Consider the following 3,149-nt stretch of genomic DNA (forward strand, 5'->3'; position numbering starts at 1 on the left):
TTGTTCTTTGAAAACTAGATATTATCAATTATTTTCTTTTAATTATTTTATTAGATAATTAAACCGAGAACATTGCGTTTTGTTTTGAGTTTTTTAATTAGTTTATATCGCTAATACTCAATTAATCAGCGATTACGAAGTAATCGTTAGGTTAAGTTATGAAGGGCGCATGGTGAATGCCTTGGTACTAGGAGCCGATGAAGGACGGGACTAACACCGATATGCTTCGGGGAGCTGTACGTAAGCTTTGATCCGGAGATTTCCGAATGGGGAAACCCAATCATCTTTACCGATGATTACAACTTAGGGAATACATACTTAAGTTGAGGCAGACGTGGGGAACTGAAACATCTAAGTACCCACAGGAAGAGAAAGAAAAATCGATTCCCTAAGTAGCGGCGAGCGAACGGGGAATAGCCCAAACCAAAGAGCTTGCTCTTTGGGGTTGTAGGACTGAACATTTGAGTTACCAAAGTCAATGATAATCGAAGTGTCTGGGAAGGCACGGCATAGAGGGTGATACCCCCGTAGATGAAATCGTTGACCCTCAGTTCAGGATCCTGAGTACGGCCACACACGTGAAACGTGGTCGGAATCCGGGAGGACCATCTCCCAAGGCTAAATACTCCCTAGTGACCGATAGTGAACCAGTACCGTGAGGGAAAGGTGAAAAGCACCCCGGAAGGGGAGTGAAATAGTTCCTGAAACCATGTGCCTACAATTAGTTAGAGCCCGTTAATGGGTGATAGCGTGCCTTTTGTAGAATGAACCGGCGAGTTACGTTAATTTGCAAGGTTAAGGTGGAAAGACCGGAGCCGTAGCGAAAGCGAGTCTGAAACGGGCGTTTCAGTAAATTGACGTAGACCCGAAACCAGGTGACCTATCCATGTCCAGGTTGAAGGTGCGGTAAAACGCACTGGAGGACCGAACCCGTGTATGTTGAAAAATGCTGGGATGAGGTGTGGATAGCGGTGAAATTCCAAACGAACTTGGAGATAGCTGGTTCTCTCCGAAATAGCTTTAGGGTTAGCCTCGGAGTCAAGAATCGTGGAGGTAGAGCCACTGTTTGGACTAGGGGCCCGTCATGGGTTACTGAATTCAGATAAACTCCGAATGCCACTGATTTATATCCGGGAGTCAGACGATGAGTGATAAGATCCACCGTCGAAAGGGGAACAGCCCAGACCATCAATTAAGGTCCCTAAATACATGCTGAGTGGAAAAGGATGTGGAGTTGCATAGACAGCTAGGATGTTGGCTCAGAAGCAGCCACCATTTAAAGAGTGCGTAATAGCTCACTAGCCGAGTGATCCTGCGCCGAAAATTTACCGGGGCTAAGCATGTTACCGAAATTATGGATGCAACCAATAGGTTGCGTGATAGGAGAGCGTTCTAAGGGCAATGAAGCCAGACCGTAAGGACTGGTGGAGCGCTTAGAAGTGAGAATGCCGGTATGAGTAGCGAAAGATCAGTGAGAATCTGATCCACCGAATGACTAAGGTTTCCTGGGGAAGGCTCGTCCTCCCAGGGTTAGTCGGGACCTAAGCCGAGGCTGAGAAGCGTAGGCGATGGATAACAGGTTGATATTCCTGTACTAGTTAATCATGTTTGAACAATGGAGGGACGCAGCAGGCTACGATATGCGCACGATTGGAAATGTGCGTTCAAGCATCAAGTCTGGTGATGAGTTAAATGCTTATTGCTAAGGACAAGGTGTTACGAGGACCGAATTTTAGTAGGGAAGTATCCGATGTCACACTGCCGAGAAAAGCTTCTAGTTAGTGATTAATTACCCGTACCGCAAACCGACACAGGTAGTCGAGGAGAGTATCCTAAGGTGAGCGAGTGAACTCTCGTTAAGGAACTCGGCAAAATGACCCCGTAACTTCGGGAGAAGGGGTGCTGCACGCAAGTGCAGCCGCAGTGAATAGGCCCAGGCGACTGTTTATCAAAAACACAGGTTTCTGCAAAATCGTAAGATGACGTATAGGGGCTGACGCCTGCCCGGTGCTGGAAGGTTAAGTGGATGAGTTAGCTTCGGCGAAGCCCAGAAATGAAGCCCCAGTAAACGGCGGCCGTAACTATAACGGTCCTAAGGTAGCGAAATTCCTTGTCGGGTAAGTTCCGACCCGCACGAAAGGCGTAACGATCTGGGCACTGTCTCAACGAGAGACTCGGTGAAATTATATTACCTGTGAAGATGCAGGTTACCCGCGACAGGACGGAAAGACCCCATGGAGCTTTACTGTAGCTTGATATTGGGTGTTGACACAGCTTGTACAGGATAGGTCGGAGCCGTAGAACTCGGAACGCTAGTTTCGAGTGAGGCGCTGGTGGGATACGACCCTCGCTGTGTGAATACTCTAACCCACACCACTAATCGTGGTGGGAGACAGTGTCAGGTGGGCAGTTTGACTGGGGCGGTCGCCTCCTAAAAAGTAACGGAGGCGCCCAAAGGTTCTCTCAGAATGGTTGGAAATCATTCGCTGAGTGTAAAGGCAGAAGAGAGCTTGACTGCGAGACAGACAGGTCGAGCAGGGACGAAAGTCGGGCTTAGTGATCCGGTGGTACCGTATGGAAGGGCCATCGCTCAACGGATAAAAGCTACCCTGGGGATAACAGGCTTATCTCCCCCAAGAGTCCACATCGACGGGGAGGTTTGGCACCTCGATGTCGGCTCATCGCATCCTGGGGCTGTAGTCGGTCCCAAGGGTTGGGCTGTTCGCCCATTAAAGCGGTACGCGAGCTGGGTTCAGAACGTCGTGAGACAGTTCGGTCCCTATCCGTCGCGGGCGTAGGAAATTTGAGAGGAGCTGTCCTTAGTACGAGAGGACCGGGATGGACATACCGCTGGTGTACCAGTTGTGCCGCCAGGCGCATCGCTGGGTAGCTATGTATGGATGAGATAAACGCTGAAAGCATCTAAGTGTGAAACTCGCCTCGAGATGAGATTTCCCATTCCTATATGGAAGTAAGACCCCTGAAAGATGATCAGGTAGATAGGCTGGAAGTGGCAGCCCCGTGAGGGGTGAAGCGGACCAGTACTAATCGGTCGAGGACTTAACCAAGTTGTACAAAACAAGGTGTTCTCAGAGAAGAAGATAATTGAATAATATCTAGTTTTGAAAGAATAAGTTCTTTCATAGTGT

Annotated in this window: 1 rRNA gene; it reads left to right on the top strand. The window is 48.8% G+C overall.

From position 1 onward, the window contains the following. Positions 1-149 precede the first annotated feature (149 nt). Positions 150-3,068 (top strand): 23S ribosomal RNA (locus tag EKM96_RS10405). The last annotated feature ends 81 nt before the right edge of the window (positions 3,069-3,149 follow it).

The sequence above is a fragment of the Levilactobacillus tangyuanensis genome, from assembly GCF_003946545.1.
GTDB classification, from domain to species: domain Bacteria; phylum Bacillota; class Bacilli; order Lactobacillales; family Lactobacillaceae; genus Levilactobacillus; species Levilactobacillus tangyuanensis.